Origin of the sequence: Amycolatopsis sp. NPDC023774 (genome assembly GCF_040639695.1) — a bacterium.
Classification (GTDB): domain Bacteria; phylum Actinomycetota; class Actinomycetes; order Mycobacteriales; family Pseudonocardiaceae; genus Amycolatopsis.
The window spans coordinates 123,033-138,254 of sequence record NZ_JBFAAJ010000007.1 but is presented as its reverse complement, the minus strand read 5'-3'; the positions used below and the strand labels follow the sequence as shown (position 1 = coordinate 138,254).

Annotated in this window: 17 protein-coding genes; 6 read left to right on the top strand and 11 right to left on the bottom strand. The window is 70.2% G+C overall.

Annotation, left to right across the window (positions count from 1 at the left end):
- The first annotated feature begins 73 nt into the window (after positions 1-73).
- Positions 74-874, top strand: a complete 801-nt coding sequence (locus AB0F91_RS18265; RefSeq protein WP_360598702.1) for a DUF2470 domain-containing protein — start codon at positions 74-76, stop codon at positions 872-874.
- 240 nt (positions 875-1,114) lie between these two features.
- On the opposite strand, the gene AB0F91_RS18260 is transcribed toward AB0F91_RS18265, so the two are convergent.
- A complete protein-coding gene (locus AB0F91_RS18260; RefSeq protein WP_360598701.1) occupies positions 1,115-1,582 on the bottom strand; it encodes a PPOX class F420-dependent oxidoreductase in 468 nt (155 codons plus the stop codon).
- Positions 1,583-1,604: 22 nt separating this feature from the next.
- Here AB0F91_RS18260 and AB0F91_RS18255 point away from each other — a divergent pair, with 22 nt between their 5' ends.
- The 3 genes from AB0F91_RS18255 to AB0F91_RS18245 all read left to right on the top strand — a co-directional run bounded on the left by AB0F91_RS18255 (position 1,605) and on the right by AB0F91_RS18245 (position 4,367).
- The gene (locus tag AB0F91_RS18255; protein ID WP_360598700.1) at positions 1,605-2,429 is read left to right on the top strand and encodes a CPBP family intramembrane glutamic endopeptidase; all 825 of its coding nucleotides are present in this window, start codon (positions 1,605-1,607) and stop codon (positions 2,427-2,429) included.
- A gap of 51 nt (positions 2,430-2,480) precedes the next feature.
- Positions 2,481-3,665, top strand: coding sequence for an arginine deiminase (locus tag AB0F91_RS18250; protein ID WP_360598840.1), 1,185 nt, complete (start codon positions 2,481-2,483; stop codon positions 3,663-3,665).
- A 150-nt stretch (positions 3,666-3,815) separates the two neighbouring features.
- The gene (locus AB0F91_RS18245; RefSeq protein ID WP_360598699.1) at positions 3,816-4,367 is read left to right on the top strand and encodes a ferritin; all 552 of its coding nucleotides are present in this window, start codon (positions 3,816-3,818) and stop codon (positions 4,365-4,367) included.
- A gap of 634 nt (positions 4,368-5,001) precedes the next feature.
- Here the strand turns inward: AB0F91_RS18245 and AB0F91_RS18240 are convergent.
- The 4 genes from AB0F91_RS18240 to AB0F91_RS18225 form a co-directional block, all read right to left on the bottom strand.
- Positions 5,002-5,829, bottom strand: a complete 828-nt coding sequence (locus tag AB0F91_RS18240; RefSeq protein ID WP_360598698.1) for a hypothetical protein — start codon at positions 5,827-5,829, stop codon at positions 5,002-5,004.
- Positions 5,826-6,458, bottom strand: coding sequence for a SigE family RNA polymerase sigma factor (locus tag AB0F91_RS18235; protein WP_360598697.1), 633 nt, complete (start codon positions 6,456-6,458; stop codon positions 5,826-5,828). The genes AB0F91_RS18240 and AB0F91_RS18235 overlap by 4 nt, the downstream gene beginning before the upstream one ends.
- A 58-nt stretch (positions 6,459-6,516) precedes the next feature.
- On the bottom strand, positions 6,517-6,870 hold the full coding sequence (locus AB0F91_RS18230) for a DUF952 domain-containing protein (RefSeq protein WP_360598696.1): 354 nt from the start codon (positions 6,868-6,870) through the stop codon (positions 6,517-6,519).
- 121 nt (positions 6,871-6,991) lie between these two features.
- Positions 6,992-7,867, bottom strand: a complete 876-nt coding sequence (locus AB0F91_RS18225; RefSeq protein WP_360598695.1) for a DUF5926 family protein — start codon at positions 7,865-7,867, stop codon at positions 6,992-6,994.
- A 76-nt stretch (positions 7,868-7,943) separates the two neighbouring features.
- Between AB0F91_RS18225 and AB0F91_RS18220 the strand changes: the two genes are divergently transcribed.
- Positions 7,944-9,098, top strand: coding sequence for a cytochrome P450 (locus tag AB0F91_RS18220; RefSeq protein WP_360598694.1), 1,155 nt, complete (start codon positions 7,944-7,946; stop codon positions 9,096-9,098).
- Between the two features lie 50 nt (positions 9,099-9,148).
- On the opposite strand, the gene mca is transcribed toward AB0F91_RS18220, so the two are convergent.
- A complete protein-coding gene (gene mca, locus AB0F91_RS18215) occupies positions 9,149-9,946 on the bottom strand; it encodes a mycothiol conjugate amidase Mca (protein ID WP_360598693.1) in 798 nt (265 codons plus the stop codon).
- A gap of 99 nt (positions 9,947-10,045) precedes the next feature.
- Here mca and AB0F91_RS18210 point away from each other — a divergent pair, with 99 nt between their 5' ends.
- Complete coding sequence (locus tag AB0F91_RS18210; RefSeq protein WP_360598692.1) at positions 10,046-10,639, top strand: TetR/AcrR family transcriptional regulator; 594 nt, start codon at positions 10,046-10,048, stop codon at positions 10,637-10,639.
- Positions 10,640-10,876: 237 nt separating this feature from the next.
- Here AB0F91_RS18210 and AB0F91_RS18205 read toward each other — a convergent pair whose 3' ends face one another.
- The 5 genes from AB0F91_RS18205 to AB0F91_RS18185 all read right to left on the bottom strand — a co-directional run bounded on the left by AB0F91_RS18205 (position 10,877) and on the right by AB0F91_RS18185 (position 15,221).
- Entirely contained in the window at positions 10,877-11,809 is a 933-nt protein-coding gene (locus AB0F91_RS18205) for a DUF4328 domain-containing protein (RefSeq protein ID WP_360598839.1), read from the bottom strand.
- Positions 11,810-12,016: 207 nt separating this feature from the next.
- Positions 12,017-12,367, bottom strand: a complete 351-nt coding sequence (locus tag AB0F91_RS18200) for a rhodanese-like domain-containing protein (protein ID WP_360598691.1) — start codon at positions 12,365-12,367, stop codon at positions 12,017-12,019.
- Between the two features lie 50 nt (positions 12,368-12,417).
- A complete protein-coding gene (locus AB0F91_RS18195) occupies positions 12,418-12,735 on the bottom strand; it encodes a DUF485 domain-containing protein (protein WP_360598690.1) in 318 nt (105 codons plus the stop codon).
- Between the two features lie 121 nt (positions 12,736-12,856).
- Entirely contained in the window at positions 12,857-14,644 is a 1,788-nt protein-coding gene (locus AB0F91_RS18190) for a cation acetate symporter (protein WP_360598689.1), read from the bottom strand.
- Positions 14,645-14,714: 70 nt separating this feature from the next.
- Complete coding sequence (locus AB0F91_RS18185) at positions 14,715-15,221, bottom strand: hypothetical protein (RefSeq protein WP_360598688.1); 507 nt, start codon at positions 15,219-15,221, stop codon at positions 14,715-14,717.
- Position 15,222: the final 1 nt, after the last annotated feature.

Below are 15,222 nucleotides of genomic sequence, written 5' to 3'. Positions count from 1 at the left end.
GGGGCGCGTTACGAAGCGGGTCTTCCCAACGCAGCAGAATTCAGGTTAGGCTCACCTAAGTAGGAGGTGACCCGTGACCGAGGCCCCGACATCCGTCCGCCGCCCGCCCGCGCCGAACCCCGCCGAGCGGGCCAAGACGATCGCGACGCGCAACGGACCGGCGACGATCATGCCGACCGTCGAGCGCGCCGATTGCGAGGCCGAGCGCGTGGTGCCCGTGCTGCACCACGTGCACCACAGCGGCAGCGTCAGCATCCTGCTGCCCGACGAGCACCCGATGGTGCGTACGACGCGGCAGACTCAGCGCGGCGAGCTCGCCGTCATGGTCGAGCTCGCCGACCACGCCCCGGTGGAGCTGCGGGAACCCATCCGCGGCCTCCTGTGGATAACCGGGTGGCTCCGGCCGCTCTCGGCGGTTTCGGCGCGCGCCCGCGCCGTGTCCATCGCCGAGCAGCGGCCGGACGAGCGGCTCCTGGACGTCGGCCACGGCCTGACGCTCCTGCGACTCACGCCCGCGTCCCTCGTGCTGGCCGACGCGGAGGGCACGCATTCGCTGCGGCCGCACCTGTTCAGCGCGGCGCCGCCCGACCCGTTCCACAGCTACGAGGCCGAATGGCTGCGGCACCTGGAGAGCGACCACTCGGACGTCGTGGAGCAGCTCGCGCAGCACCTGCCGCCGGGTCTGCAGCACGGCCGCATCCGACCCCTCGGCCTCGACCGCTACGGCTTGCGCCTGCGCGTCGAGTCCGACACCGGCGACCACGACGTGCGCCTGGCGTTCTCCCAGTCGATCGACAGCCCGCCCAAGCTGGCCGCCGAGCTCCGCCGGCTGGTCGGCTGCCCGTTTCTCCGCCGGCAGCACCGCTCCGACTGACGCTCACCTCGTGGGGATGGTTCGTCGGCCATCCCCACGAGGACATGTCGACTGGTCCGCCTGTGGACAACGCGCTTGATCCCCATGGGGACAGCCCGGCACCTGTCCCCATGGGGATGAGTTGCCCTGGGGACAACTCGTCGCTCGTGGGGCCCGACCCAGCGAGCAGAAACCGGCCACGCACGGCAAAGGCCGGCCCCACCTCAGTGGAGCCGGCCTGACCGTGGCGAGCGCGAAACCTCAGTCGTCGGCCAGTTCCGGCGGGAAGCCGCCCGTGGCGATGGGGCCCCAGCGGTCGATGGTGATCCGGATGAGGCTCTTGCCCTGCTTGCGCATGGCTTCGCGGTACTCGTCCCAGTCGGGGTGTTCGCCGGAGATGCTGCGGAAGTAGTCGACGAGTGGTTCGACGGAGTCGGGCAGGTCGATGACCTCGGCGGTGCCGTCGACCTGGACCCAGGGCCCGTTCCACTCGTCGGACAGGACACAGACCGAAACGGCAGCCGAACGCCGCAGGTTCGCGACCTTCGCCCGCTTCGGGTAGGTCGCGATCACGATCCGGCCCTCCGCGTCGACGCCGCACGTGTTGGGGGAGAGCTGGGGCCGCCCGTCGGCGCGGGTGGTGACCAGGATCGCGCGGTGGCGGGGCTTGAGGAACTCGACCAGCGCGTCGCGGTCGACCTTCGTGTTGGTGGCGATAGTCCGAGGCATACCCCGAAGGTAGCGTGCGCTCATGAGCACGACAGAGCGATCGGGCATCAGGTCCTGGCTACTGCCCCTTCCGCCCGATTCGCCCGCCCCGATCGTGGACGAGAAGGAGCGCCGGGCCGTCAAGTTCGAGCTGGTGCTCGTCTTCGGCATCACGCTCGGCCTCTCCGGCGCACGCAGCCTGCTGTCCCTTGTGGACTCCCTGCTGCGCCCCGTCCCGCTGGCGCAGCAGCAGGTGCAGCTGAACGTCCCGCAGGCCGCCGCCAGCCTGCTCGACCTGCTGCAGCAGCTGCTCAACGCCCTGCAGCTCGTCAGCTGGGGCGTGCTCGGCCTGTACCTGCTGTGGCGCGCCGGTCTCAAGATCCGCGATATCGGCCTCGACCGCCGCGCCCCCGGGTCCGACGCACTGATCACCCTCGGCCTCGCCGCCGTGATCGGGATTCCCGGGTTGGGCCTGTATTTCCTCTCCTACCACCTCGGCTTCAGCCTCGCGGTGCAACCGTCCACATTGGGCGACACGTGGTGGCGCCCGATCGCGCTCACGCTCTCGGCGTTCGGCAACGCGTTCGCCGAAGAGGTGCTCGTGCTCGGGTACCTGCTCACGCGGCTGCGTCAACTCGGCGTGCGCGAGAACAGTTCGCTCGTGGGAGCCGCGGTGCTGCGCGGCTCGTACCACCTGTACCAGGGGTTCGGCGGCTTTGTCGGCAACTTCGTCATGGGCCTGGTGTTCGGCCGCGTTTGGCAGCGCACCAACCGCCTGTGGCCGCTGGTCGCCGCGCACACCGTTTTCGACGTAGTGTCTTTCGTTGGTTATTCACTCCTGAAGGGCCATCTTTCCTGGCTCCCCTGACGTGCGCTCATTAGGCTCGACCTCGTGAACGACGTGACGGCACCGCCCAGGGTGGACAGCGAAGTCGGACCCCTTCGTGCAGTTCTCCTGCACCGGCCGGGAAACGAGCTCAAAAGGCTGACGCCCCGCAACAACGACCAGCTCCTCTTCGACTCCATCCCGTGGGTGGACCGGGCCCAGCAAGAGCACGACGCGTTCGCGGAAGTGCTCCGCGGGCGCGGCGTCGAAGTGCTCCTGCTGGCGGACACCCTGCGCACGGCGCTGGAGGACCAACGCGCGCACACCGCGGGCGTCCACGCCGCTGTGGATGAACTGCGCCTCGGCGCCGACCTCGCCGATTCGCTGCGTTCGCACCTGAGCGGCGTCGACGCGGGCACACTCGCCGAGGTCCTCATGGCGGGCATGACGTTCGAGGAGCTGCCGTCGTCGGAGGGCTCGTCGCTGGTGCGGATGATGCGCGACCCGCACGAGTTCGCCGTCGACCCGCTGCCCAACCTGCTGTTCACACGGGACTCGTCGGCGTGGATCGGCGACCGCGTGGCGATCTCGTCGCTGACCATGCCCGCGCGGCGGCGCGAAACGGCTGTGCTCGACCTCGTCTACGCCTACCACCCGCGCTTCCGCCACGCGGCGCGCGCGTACGGCGCCCACTCCGCGCCCATCGAGGGCGGCGACGTGATGCTGCTGGCCCCAGGCGTGCTGGCCATCGGCGTCGGCGAGCGCACCACGCCGGCGGGCGCGGAGTCGCTCGCGCGCTCGGTGTTCGCCGACGGCCTCGCGCACACCGTGCTCGCCGTGCCGATCGAGCAGACCCGCGCGACGATGCACCTGGACACGGTCTGCACGATGGTCGCGGCCGACGCCGTCGTGATGTACCCGCTCGCGCGCGATTCGCTCACCGCGTTCACCGTGCGTCCCACCGGCGACGGGGGGTTGAAAGTCGCGGGGCCGGCGCCGTTCCTGAGCGCCGCCGCCGAGGCGATGGGCATCGACCGCCTGCGCGTGATCGACACAGGCCTTGACCCGGTGACCGCCGAACGCGAGCAATGGGACGACGGCAACAACACCCTCGCGCTGGCCCCCGGAGTCGTCGTCGGGTACGAGCGCAACTTCGAGACCAACGAACGCCTGGCCGACGCCGGGATCGAGGTCCTCGCCATCGCCGGATCCGAGCTGGGTTCAGGTCGCGGCGGCCCGCGCTGCATGTCGTGCCCGATCGTACGAGACACGATATAAAGCGAAGTTAGCCTTCCCTAATGCGTGGAATTCATTAAGGGAAGGCTAACCAAAATAAGGGAAGATTTCTTTAGGAATGGTAACCCTAATAGGGTGGAGATCACCAGCTCAAAGTGGAAATTAATCGAGAGTTGTCGTACCGTCATTGGCATGGCCCTCACGAAGAAAGAACCGCGCTCGAAGTTCTACGAACTGCTGCAGGCGCAGATCCACAACGAGTTCCACGCGTCCCAGCAGTACATCGCGCTGGCGGTCTGGTTCGACAACGAGGACCTGCCGCAGCTCGCGAAGCACTTCTACAAGCAGTCGGTGGAAGAGCGGAACCACGCGATGGCGCTCGTGCAGTACATGCTCGACCGCGACCACCACGTGGAGGTTCCGGGCGTGAAGGACGTCCGCAACGAGTTCTCCGCCCCGTTGCAGCTCCTCGAGCTGGCGCTGGAGCAGGAGAAGGAGGTTGCCGCCGACATCTCCGCGCTGGCCAAGGCCGCGCGCGCCGAAGAGGACTACATCAGCGAGCAGTTCACGCAGTGGTTCCTCAAGGAGCAGGTCGAGGAGATCTCCCAGATGTCCACGCTGGTCACCGTCGCGCGCCGCGCGGGTGACGACGTGTACGAGATCGAGAAGTTCCTCCACCGCGAGTCCGTCGGCACGCCCTCCGCGGACGCCGGCATGCCCCCCGTCGCGGGCGGCGCTCTGTAAGGCGGCCGGTTCAACCGACCCAGCCAGCGGATGCTGGCACCATCAGGCCGGCCATCGCGGAGCCCGGGTTGTCCCCTTGCGGACAACCCGGGCTCCGTCGTTGGTTTGCTTCGAGCCACGCGGGAGCGTGCCTGAAAGTCGACAGGTCGGGCCTACCTGGCTGTCCACCACGTCGGGGCCGTCACGAACGCAGGAGGCTTGACCTGCTCAGCTGTCCACAAGGGCGATGATCCACTATCGGCTCGCTAGGTCGCGCCCACCCGGTCATCCACAGGGCCGACCACGAATCGGTCGGTCGCGCCCACTCCACCGGGGCCGCCGAGGAGTGGCTGGGCCGAGCACACCCAGCAATCCCCGCTGCGCCGCACGGCAGATCCCGGTAGGCGGGCGACCAGCAGCTCGTGGGGTCGGACATAGCCAGGTATCCACAGCGCCACGAGCCGTCGCGCCGCTGACTGTGGTGCGCCGCCGAGTCGTCAGGTCAGGCCTACCCACCTGTCCACAAGGCGACGGTCGGCTCTCAGGTCGTTAGGTCGAGCCCACCCAGTCATCCACGCCTCCACCAGGGCCCGGACAAAGAGAAACCCGGGCTCTCCCCCTGCGGACAGCCCGGGTTTCTCGGTCGGCGCCAGGCTCAGCCGGCGCAGGTCTGGTTGACGGAACGGACGTCGAGGCTCGAGACGGAGCCGTCATCGTCGAGGGTGAAGTGGTAGGCGCCCTCGTCGCCGGTCGGTGCCACCAATTCGTCGGAGGCCTGGGACGTTCCCGGGTACGCGGCGGTCACGTCTTCCTTCGCCGAACCCTCGCCGACGCCCTCGGGCGTGTGGGCGGCGCCGTCCGGTTTCACGACCACCACGCCGGCGTCGGGCGAAACCACGGCCGTCGCCGCGGGGACGCCCTCACCGGCGACGTCGTAGTAGGTGCAGCCGGCTGATTCCTTGACCGGCGTCAGCGTCAGGCCCGACTCGGTCAGCTGCTCCTCGGTCATCCCGAGCTTCAAGGCTCCGAGACCATCCGCCATCAGCAACGGCCCTTTCGTGACCTTCGCCGGCTCGTCACCCCGGGTCGCGGGCGGAGGCGAATGCCGCTTCGGCGGAGCGGCCGAGACGTGCGACGGCGCGACCGGTGGGGTAACGGGTGGGTCTTCAGCCGCCGGTGGCACGGCCGACGTGACCGGTGCGACCGGCGGCGGAGCCGACACGTTCGGCACCGTCAGTCGCGAAGCCGTCAGGTCGGCCGTACCAGTCGTCGCCTGGAATTTGAACACCACCAACCCACCCGACACCAACGCGAGCGCACACACCGCCCCGGACGCCGACATCAGCACCTTCCGCCGCTGCCGACGACGTCGCGCACCGGCCATGATCGCCGGCGCCGCGTCGGCCGGCGGCGCGACGCCGAGCCGGTCGTCGGAGAAGAGCGCGCGCAGCCGCTGTTCGAGCTCGTCCTCGGAGACGTTCAACCCGCTTCGCTCCCTTCTCCGTGCTTCAGCTTCGTCCGCAACGAAGCGAGGGCCTTGCTGGCCTGGCTCTTCACCGTCCCCTGGCTGACGCCGAGCGCTTCCGCGATCTCCGCCTCGGACAGTCCTTCGTAGTAACGCAGCACCACCACCGCGCGTTGCCTCGGTGGCAGATTCCGCAGCGCCTGCCACAGCGGCTCGTGTTCGAACGGGTCGTGCGGCGCGCACGGGCTCGTGTCCGGCAGGTCCGCGACGAGGTTCTCCCGACGCGTGCGTCTCCACCGGCTGACGTGCGCGTTGGCCATCGAGCGCCGCACGTACGCGAGCGGGTCGCCCGTCTTCTGCTGGACGTAGGACCAGCGCGAGCCGATCTTCTCGAGCACGGTCTGCACCAGGTCCGCGGCGTCGTGCGGGTTGCCGGTGAGCGCGTGGCCGTAGCGCAGCAAGCCGGGCAGGCTGGCCGCGACGAAGTCACCGAACTCGGCGAACACCCTGGGCTCGGCCGCCACGCGCGCGCCCGCGACCCACGCCGGTTCTCCCCCCGAGATGACAGGTGCCGCTGCCGTCACCAAATCGCCCCCTCCCCCGATGAGATCGCCGCGCACCGCGTCCTCGTCATCCCCCACACGCATGGCAGCCCCCGCAGGTTGTCCAGCTCTCGCGACTACTTTCCGTGAATGTTTCCGCGATTCAGCGCACGGAGAGCGACTCGGGCAACCGCAACGAACCGTCCGCGCCTGAGGGGAAATCGTGTACCGCGACCACAGCGTTTCGCGGGATCGGCCCGTAGATGTGCGGGAAGAGGATTCCGTCGGGGTGTGGTGGGGCACCGTCCTCCCAGACCACGCGCGCGTCGACCCGCGTCGGGTCGATCTCGAGCAGCACGAGGTCGGTGCGGCCGCGGTAGAGCGCGTTCGCGGGCAGGCTGACGGTGCCGGGGTCGGAGCAGTGGATGAACCCGATGTCGACGAGCGAAGGCGCAGCGAATTCGCCGCCCTCGGGCACGGCGGCCCACTCGTCGCGGGTACAGATGTGCAGGATCATCTCAGCGATCGTGCCACCACGAAGGCACGTCGAGGTACGGGTTTACCCGCTCAGCGGGGTGTGACTTCGGCGGGCGAACACGCTGTGGAAGTTCGGCGTCGAACTTCCACAGCGTTGTTCACTAGCGAATCGTGAGCTGGCGGCCGATGAGGCCGTCGCGGGCGCGGCGCTCGGTGGCGTTGAGCGGCTCGGCGTCGAGCGACTTCAGCGCCTCCTCGAGCCGGGCGCCAAGCTGGTCCTTGGGCTCGGCCCATTCGCGCGCGTGCGCTTCGGGGTCGAGGTCCCACACCGGGACGAGTAGGCCGTGGGCGCGGAACGAACCCGCGTACCGCGTGCCCTCGCCGAGGCCCAGCGTGCCGGCCGCGGACAGGCGCGCAAGCGCTTGCAGCAGCAGGTTCTCCGGCTCGGGACGGACCCAGCGCAAGTGCGCCTTCTCGCCGGCGAGCACCCAGTACGCACCGGCGCCGAGGCGCTCGGTGGGCATGATGGCGGCGTTGGCGCGCTCGAGGGACACCGCGACGTCGCCGCTCGCGTCCGCGTCCTCGGGCAGCCACCAGCCGAAGTCGCTGTGGAGCGTGAGCTCCAGCTCAGCGGCGGGCGCGAGCAGGTCCTGCAGGCGGTTGTGCTCGTCCGGGTCGGTCGGCGTGGTCGTGTCCGGCACCGACAGGACGTCACCCGGCTTCGCGTCGAGCACCCAGCGCAGCGACCGGCCGAGGTCGCGGCTGATGTCCGACGACCGAGTCTGCACCTGCAGACCGAGGTAGCGCTGCCCGTCGGAGCGGACGAACGCCGCGGCCGCCATGGGCAGCACGGTGCCGAGGGTGACGTCGCCGCCTTCGGCGAGCGTGAGCTTCGCCGTGGCCGACGGCACGAACTCGCGCAACGCGATCAGCTCCGGCTCCGCGGCCAGACCTTCGAAGGGCTGCCCGACGAAAACGTCGCGCACCTTCGGTTTGCGGTCCGGCTTGGGACCCTTCTTCCGTGCGCCCTTACCCACTTCAGCCTCCTCAAAGCTCGACGCCAGACGCTATCGAAGCGGGGGCCGCAGGGGGCGCCCGGGTTAGAGTCGGCTCGTGTTCGACGCTTCCGATCCCGCCTTCCTCGCCGACCCGTACCCCGCGTTCGCCGCGCTGCGCGCCGAGGGCGAGGTGCACCACCACGATGGACTCGACCTGGCGATCACGGTCTCGCACGCCGCGTCGGCCGCCGTGCTGCGCCACCGCGGGCTGGGCCGGATCTGGACGGACGCGCAGCCGCTCGAGCGGTTCGCGTCGTTCAACCTGCTGCATCGCAACTCGTTGCTGGAGAACGAACCGCCGGCCCACACGCGGCTGCGGCGGGTGATCGCGGGCGAGTTCGGCCGCGGCCACGTGCAGCGGCTGCGGCCGATGGTCACGCGGCTGGCTTCGTCCATGGTGGACACACTGGCGGGCAAGATCGAGGCCGACGGCAGCGCCGACTTGCTGGAACATCTCGCGCAGCCGCTGCCGGTGGCCGTGATCGCGGAGCTGCTCGGCATCCCCGTGGAGGCCGGGCCGCGGATGGTGGCGTGGAGCAACGCGATCGTGAAGATGTACGAGTTCGGCCTGCCGGAAGCCGGCCGTGACGCAGCCGAGCAGGCCGCGGCCGACTTCGTCGAGTACCTGCGCTCGGTGGTGAGCGGGACGCCGGGCGGGATCGTGGCCGACCTGGCGGCCAGCGAACTCACGCCGGACGAGGTCGTGGCCACCGCCGTGCTGCTGCTGATGGCGGGGCACGAGGCGACGGTGAACGTGATCGGCAACGGGGTACTCGCGTTGTTGACCCATCGGTCCGAGTGGGAACGACTTGGGTCGGACCCAAGTTTGCTCGACTCGGCTGTGGAAGAACTGATCCGGTTCGACGCGCCGCTGCAGCTGTTCGAGCGCACGGCGACCGAGGACGTGGAGATCGCGGGGTACCACGTGGCTCGCGGCACGAAGATCGGCGCACTGCTGGGGGCGGCGGCGCGGGATCCTCGGGTGTTCGATTCGCCGGACGTGCTGGACATCGGCCGCTCACCCAACGCGCATCTCGGTTTCGGGATGGGGATCCACTACTGCGTGGGGGCGCCGCTCGCGCGCGTGGAGATCGCGGCGGCGTTGTCGGCGCTCTCCGCGCGGCTGCCGGGGCTGCGGCTGGCGGCTGACCCGGAAAGGCGACCGGAGTTCGTGATCCGGGGGCTGAGGACGTTGCCGGTGACGGTCTGATCGGTGCTTCGCAGGTCGGGCCGCCGGGTTGGGTCGGCTGATCGACCGCGTCAGCGGAGGCCGGCGAAGAGGTCGTCTTCGTGGGTGTCCGGGGTGCTGCCGACGAGGTGGTACTCCTCCCAGGGCCAAGCGGCGCGTTCGACCTCGCGGGAGTGGTGGAAAAACGGGTGGGCCGGATCGGCCTGGGTGGCGTGGGCCTTGAGGGCGCGGTCGCGGGTGTCGAAGTACTGCTCGCAGCGAATCCTCGTGGTGACGCGGAGACGGTCGGGCGCGAGCTCGTCGAGGACCGGGCCCATCTGCGACTCGAGACCGGCGGAGAGTGTGGCGTCGTGCATGGCCTGGAACCATGCGCGGCTTAGGGTGGCCTGGTAGTAGAGCTTGCGCGGGGTGCCGTCGTCGGTCGCGGCGAAGGCGGCGCGGGTGACTTCGTGGGTGCGGATGTGGTCGGGGTGTGGATAACCGCCGGTCTCGTCGTAGGTGATCACGACCTGTGGACGGAATTCGCGCAGCAGGTCCGCGAGCGGCTTGGCGGCGTCCTCAACGGACAGTTTCGCGAAGCAGCCTTCGGGTAGCGGCTGGTCGAGGCCGGAGTCGACGTGGCCCAGGAACTGCTGGCGCACACCGAGAATCTCCGCCGCGGCGGCCATCTCGCGTCTGCGGATGGCGGGCAGGTCCCTGTGGATGGCCGGGCTGTTCCACATTGGGTTGAGCACATCGCCGCGTTCGCCGCCGGTGCAGGTGGCGACGAGGACGTCGACGCCCTCCGCGGCATAGCGGGCGAGGGTGGCGGCGCCCTTGCTGGATTCGTCGTCGGGGTGGGCGTGGACGGCGAGCAGGCGCAGGGTCATCGATGTCCCTTCGAGGATGATTAGGTCGAACCTAAGGTTAGGTTCAGGAAAATCACTAGGTCAAGCACAAATTTAGGTCGGACCTAGTATTCTGGGTGGGTGAGCCTCAGGGAGCGGAAAAAACTCGAGACCAGGCAGAACATCTCGCACGCGGCGACGCGGCTGTTCATCGCGCGCGGGTTCGAGGGGGTGACGATCGCCGAGGTCGCGGACGCGGCGCGTGTCGCGAAGATGACCGTGACCAACCACTTCGGGCGCAAGGAGGACCTGGTCTTCGACATTCGCAACGACTTCGTCGACTGGCCGGCGAAGCTGGTGCAGCAGGCGCCGTCGCGCACGCCGTTCGCGGCGGTGCGCGACGGGTACTTCGCGGCACTCGAGGAGCGGAGCGCGCTGCTGGGGTTCGCGGGGATCGAGTTCGTCGGGATGGTGCGGGCCAGCGTGACGCTCATGGCCGCGCTCACGCAGATGCACCGAGACCGGGAACAGCAGCTCGTCGCCGCCCTGCCGGCACCCGAGGCCCCCGGCAGCGACATCCTCGCGCGCGCGGCGGCGGCCCACCTGACTTCGGTGCTGCGGCTGCTGTTCGACGAGGTCTGGGACCTCACCTACGCCGGTGACGAGGACCTGGTCACCAAGGTGCGCGAGGCGGCGGCGAAGGCGTTCGGACAGCTCGAACCGGCGCTCGGCTGAGGCACACGGGGCAACGCCGACCGGCGCCGGTGTGCCCGCGGCTCAGGAGCGCTACCGAACGGGCCGACGCACAATGTCGTGACGAAGGCCTTCGCACGGCCCGGCCCCCAGCACCCGGTTGCGACGCAGAGCGCGGCGGAACCGGGCACAGCACGCACGAAGGGGTGCGGGCAAACGACGCATGCTCAACGCGGCTGCGAAGACCTTCGCGCAGCTGGGGCTGAGGCCCAACGAGGCTCAGCGAGCAGCCCCGACCGGGCGGGCGTTGTGCAGCTCCGGCTCCGGAGCGCCGTCGATCCTGAGGACGCGCAGCGTGCGCAGCCGGCCTGGGGCGATGGGCATCAGGAGGTCCGAGAAGCGGCGGATGACGAGCGCCGTGGTGATTGCGAGGGCGGCGGCGGTGAGGTCGGTGAGGGCGACGAGGACGACGCTGTCCGCCATCGCCTGCACGCCCGGGCGCAGGCGCCAGATGATCGTGACCGCGAGGAGCACCCAGTTGGCCAGCCAGGTGCCCCACCAGATGAGGACGAGGCGGGAGGGCTTGGGGCGTTCGTCGCGGGGGCGGCGGAGGACGGCGTGCTCCAGTTCGCCCACCACGGACAGCGCCATGGGCAGGTTCGCGACCGGCACCAGCACGCCGACGAGCACCTGCCACACCGGCCGCGCGGGCTCGACGCAGGCCTCGTCGGCGGCGGCGTGGCGGGCGACGAGCAGCCACCACACGGCCAGCCCCGCCGGGAGCAGCGAAAGGATCGTGGTGAGCAGGCCCGCGGTGACCACGAACGCGTCGGAGAAGCCGACCACCGACGTGCTCAGCGCGGAGTCGCGGCTCTGCACCAGCAGGGCGTAGCGCCAGATCTCCGAGCCCGCCGCGGCGAGGGCGAGGAACGCGAACGTCCACAGGATCGTGTTGAGGCTCTGCGCCAGGACCGGGATGCGGTCGATCGCGCGCACCGCGCCGGACGCGGTGCCGGGCACCGTCGTCGGGCGGCGCCAGACGAGGTTCGGGAAGCCCCAGCGCGGCGGGACCGGGTAGGACGGAGGGCCCGCATACGGCGTGGTCGCCACGGCGCGCCGCCGGATCACCGAGCCGGGCGGCGGTGAAGCGACCCACTTCAGGCGTGGACGCTGCCGCGGGTGCGACGGGTACTCCGGCGTGGTCCGCTGCACCTGGCCCTGCGGGGCGGCGGTGAACGGTCGCGGGTGGTCGGCCGGTTGAGCAGGGCCGCCGGCCGGCGGCGCACCGAACCCGGGCACCCAGCCGTCGGGAGAAGACTCAGCCTGCCAAGGCGGGTACTGGGGCCAGCCCGCGCCGCCCTGAGGACCCGCGGGGTGCGCGGATCCCGGGGGGACGGGGGGCTGGGCTGGGTGCATCCGTCAGATGACCTCGGGTTCGGCGCCCGCGTTCTCGCTCACCATGGGGCGGCCCTCGCGGGCCCAGGCGCCCATGCCGCCGGCGACGTTGACAGAGTCCCAGCCGCTGGCGTTCAGCCAGGCGGTGGCGCGGGCGGAGCGGCCGCCGCTGCGGCAGATGACGTAGACGGGCTGGTCGTCAGGCAGCTCGGAAAGCTCGTCGACCCGCGCGGGCAGCTCGCCGAGGGGGATGTGGACGGCGCCGGGCGCGTGGCCGGCGGCCCACTCGTCGTCCTCGCGGACGTCCAGCAGGGGGACGCCGTCCTTCGGCAGGTCACGGACTTCGGCGGTCGGCAGTTCAGCAGGGCTCACCACAGTTCCATGCTCCCATGTCCAGGCGTTGTGCGCGTGTGAGGAACCAAACGCTAGCCCCCGTACTCGGCGCGCAGTTCCGCGGCCAGGGGGTCCAGCTTGCGGTTTGCGAAGCGCACATACAACGCCGTGATGACGAACGTCGTCAAGAACTGCGCCAGGCCCAGCACCAAACCCACCGTAATGGTGCCCCACAGGCGCGCGCTCATGAACGCGTGCGCGTAGTCGGCGAGGAGCACGTAGAGCAGGTACCAGACCAGGAACGCCGCCGACAGGGGAAACACGAACCCGCGCCGACGCCGGCGAAGCTGCTGGAACTCGGGTGTCGCCTGCACGTGCTCCCAGTCGACGTTCGCTTCGGTGCGTTCCACGGCGCCCCTTCCCGACCACGACCTGACCACGACCCGACAACACCGACACGAAGATCTTCCGCCCCGGAAAGGCTGATGCGACCTCGTCGGATCGGGTGATCGGGCAGTGACGCCGAGTGACCTACTTGCGGTGCCGGCCGCGCCCGGCGCGCGCCTTGTCCTCCGCCTGGCCGAACCGCGCGACGGCTCGGTCGCGCATGAGGCCGAGCGGGTCGGGGGCGTGCAGGCGCAGCATGATGTCGTTGACCAGCTCCGGGCGCCCGTAGCGGGTCAGGCGGCTGACCACGTATGTCATGAGGAACGCCGCCGGCACCGAGATCAGGCCGGGCTGGCTCGTGAACCAGGGCGCTTCGAAGCCCGCGTAGCCCGCCGCCATGTCGACTCCCAGCGCGGCCAGCACCAGTCCTCCACCGACGAGCATGCCCGCCAGCGCACCCGGCCAGCTGAGCTTGCGCCACCAGATGCCGAGCAGCAGGAGCGGGCTGAACGTCGAGGCCGCCAACGCGAACGTCAGCCCGATCGACAGCGAGATGTCCTCCGTGCGCAGCAGGAACGCCAGGCCGAGCGGACACAGCGCGACGATGGCCGTGCCCACCTTGAAGTCCTTGACCCGCCCCGGAAGCAGGTCCGTGGACACCACGCCGGCCACGCTCACCAGCAGCCCCGACGAGCTCGACAGGAACGCGGCGAACGCGCCCGCCGCCACGACCGCCGCGAGGATCTGGCCCGCCACCCCAGGCACCATCGCCGACGGCAGCATCAGCACGGCCGCGTCGGTGTTGCCGGTGACGAGCAGCTGCGGCACGTACATCCGCGACAGCGCGCCCAGCATCGTCGGGAACAGGTAAAACAGCCCGAGCAGCAACAGCACGTGGACGGTCGTGCGGCGCGCGGCCTTGCCGTCGGGGTTGGTGTAGAAGCGCACCAGCACGTGGGGCAGCCCCATGGTGCCGAGGAACAGCGCGAAGATCAGCGAGTACGTCTGCAGCAGGTCGGTGATCTTGCCGGACGCGGGGTGCAGCCACGCGTCGTTGGTCGCCGGCGCGTCGCTGATCACCGGCACCGGCGTGCCCGCGGCGAACTTGAGCGAGGTGCCCTTCTCGACCGTGTGCGGGATCAGCGGCGACCAGCGGGCCACGCCGCGCGCGGGGCCGCCGTCGATGCGGCCGTCGGCGTAGAAGTAGGTCTCGGTGGTGACCTTCACCGTCACGTCGGTCTGCACCGACACCGTGGTGTCCTGCGGGAACACGGGCGGGGCCGGCGAGCCGAGCGCGCGCACGCCGCCGGGGCCGCCGCCGGAGAAGAACACCATGCACAGCACGAAAGTCGGCACCGAGATCGCGAACAGCTTGAGCCAGTACTGAAAGGCCTGGACCACCGTGATCGCACGCATGCCGCCGGCGATCACGTTGATCCCCACCAGCACCGTGACCACGACCGCGCCCACCCACGCGGGTACGGGCAGGACCGACGCGAGCGTCAGTCCCGCGCCCTGCAGCTGCGGGACCATGTAGAGGATCCCGATGAACACCACGAACGCCGTCGCGAAGCGGCGCAGCCCCAGCGAACCGAGGCGCATCTCCACGAAGTCCGGCAACGTGTAGGCGCCCGAGCGGCGCAGGGGCGCGGCGACGAACAGCATCAGCGCGAGGTAACCGGCGGTGAAGCCGATCGGGTACCAGGTGGCGTCCGCGCCTTCCTTGAGCACGATGCCCGCGACGCCCAGGAACGACGCGGCCGACAGGTACTCACCCGAGATGGCCGCGGCGTTGCGGCGTGAACGGACCGTTCGCCTGGCAACGAGGAAATCGTGCGTGCTGGTGGCCGAACGCGACGAGCGGTACCCGAGGTAGTACGTCGCGAGGGCGACCAGCACGATGCCGGTCAACGCCCACGGGTTCAGCTGCACGGCTGGAATCCTCGCACGAGCCCGCGGCCAGGTGATGCCCCGCCACCGGGGCTTTCCCGTCCGCCGGCGGTCAGTTTTCGATCATGTCCACGAAGTCGCGCTCGTGGCGCTCGGCGAGCCGGTTGTACCAGAGGCCCACCGCGAACAGGAACGGGAACGGCAACAGCCCGAGCACGAGCCACGGGATCGGGATGCCGATCACCGTGAACCGCGCGACGGCCGGCAGGAGGTAGAACAGCACGGGCATCGCCCCGAGCACCACCAGCACCAGCAACGCCAGCAGCACGGCCGTGCGCAGCTGCACCTTCACCAGGTCCCGGACCAGCAGCTTTCCCCAGCTGGTCTGTTCCTCCAGCTCGATGCGCGCCCGCATCCGGCCCGCCGACTGGCGCGGGTCGGCCAGGACCACGCGCTGGCGCTTCGGCTTCTCGTGCGCGGGCTCGGCCGGGCGCAGCGGCTCGGGCGCCGGCGGCACCGGCTCCACGACCGCGCTGTCCTCGGGCACGCGACCCAGCGTGGGGTCCGGTTCGCGGACCCCGTTGGCCAGGCGGTGGTACGGGTCGTCGGGCGCGGACACG